Origin of the sequence: Mesorhizobium sp. M7A.F.Ca.MR.362.00.0.0 (genome assembly GCF_004023175.1) — a bacterium.
GTDB lineage: Bacteria > Pseudomonadota > Alphaproteobacteria > Rhizobiales > Rhizobiaceae > Mesorhizobium.
Map to the genome: position 1 here is coordinate 15,181 of NZ_RZTF01000095.1, position 1,666 is coordinate 16,846.

1 protein-coding gene and 1 pseudogene (1 of these 2 cut by a window edge) are annotated in these 1,666 nt (G+C 62.2%); one reads left to right on the top strand and one right to left on the bottom strand.

What is annotated here, in order from left to right; all coding sequences use genetic code 11:
• A partial coding sequence (locus EOC06_RS14595) for an MFS transporter (protein WP_245469599.1) occupies nucleotides 1–988 on the bottom strand: 988 nt, incomplete at its 3' end.
• Nucleotides 989–1,362: 374 nt separating this feature from the next.
• Between EOC06_RS14595 and EOC06_RS14600 the strand changes: the two are divergent.
• Nucleotides 1,363–1,666, top strand: a pseudogene (locus tag EOC06_RS14600) (alcohol dehydrogenase catalytic domain-containing protein); it runs 668 nt beyond the window's last position.

The following is a 1,666-nucleotide window of genomic DNA, read 5'->3' on the forward strand; positions in this document are numbered from 1 at the left end:
ACAGCAGCGGCCGAATGAGCAAGGCGCCGAAGCTGCCGACGAATGTCAGCGAGCCCGAGGTGACCGGGCTCATGCCAAAGCCGACCTGCAGCATCAGCGGCAACAGGAAAGGCACGCCGTTGAGGCCAACGCGGCACAGGCCGCCTGCGAGCGTACCGACCCAGAACGAGCGAAATCGAAACAGTGTCAGATCGACTGCCGGTGCAACGACGCGGCGCGCATAGCGCCCGAAGGCGAGCAGCAGCAGGATCGCCGCGGCCAACACCAACGCTGTCGCCGAAACGGAGATGATCGGCCTACCGATGCTTTCCAGTCCGAACTGCAGCAGCGCGACTCCGCATCCCACCATCAGGAACCCGGCGAAGTCGAAGCGCTGCACCGCCTCCTCGCGGAAATCGTCGACGAAGCGCAGCGCCGCCAGAATGCCGAGACAACCGAATGGCACGTTGACATAGAATATCCAGCGCCACGACGCGTAAGTGGTCAACAGGCCGCCGAGCAGCGGCCCGATCTCCGGCCCCATGATGGCGGGCAAGGTCGTGTAGGTCATGGCGGTGATAAGCCCGCTGCGCGGAAAGCTGCGCAGCAGGATCAGCCGCCCGACCGGCGTCATCATCGCCCCGCCCAGCCCCTGCAGGGCGCGCATCGCCAAAAGCATGCCGAAACTGTTGGCCATGCCGCATAGCACCGAGCCGAGGGTGAAGGTGAAAAGCGCCAGTGCGAACACTTTTCGCGCGCCGAACCTGTCGGCGAACCAGCCGCTGACGGGAATGAATACGGCCAGCGTCAGGATGTAGGTAGTGATCGCCAGATTCAGCCTGACGGGCGTCGTGTCGAGGCTGCGCGCGATGGCGGGGATCGCGGTGGTGATGATGGTGGAATCGAGCTGCTCCATCAGAAAGGCGATGGCGACGATGATTGGAATAATCAGTCTCAGCCTCGGATCGCGCTCGGTGGCAAATTGAGGCTGTTCCAATGCTGTTGCCATTCCGTCATGCAGGCGGCTGCCCCATTCCAGATGGCGCGTCCGCGTTCAAAGGCAAGGTCGCCTTCCGTGCGGCAAGCCGGCCGAGGCCCCGATCGCACAGCCTGTCTTATGGTCCGACGGATAGGCAAGCGGTAGTCATTTCCTCCTTGATGGAAGTCAACAAATTTTGATTGCCCCCCCTTCGAGAGGAGACCGGCAAGACAGCGCATTGAGCGTCCAAACTGCGGACGCCAGGGCATTTGCGTTTCAGTGAACGCCAGTTCCGATTTCGTGTCGCAACGTGTCAGGTAAGAGGCTGTCTAACAGCCGCCATGAGCGCTTGACGAAGCAGCGAGATTGAGCCACTTGTCGACTAGTATACAAGTGGTGAGGCCATGCTTGAAGTTCTCGTTCGCGCGCCGCAGTCGCTGGAAGTCCGGCAGGGCACGATACCCCAGCCCGGGGCAGGCGAAGTCGTCGTTCATGTCAGCCGTGCCGGCATCTGCGGCTCCGACATTCACATCCTGCATGGCTCCAATCCGTTCGCCGTCTATCCACGTATCATCGGCCATGAATTCGCCGGCAGCGTAACAGCGCTCGGACGCAATGTGACCGGCATTGCGACGGGAGACCGTGTGGTGGTCGATCCCGTGGTGTCGTGCGGCCACTGCTATCCCTGCCGGGTCGGCCGCTCCAATG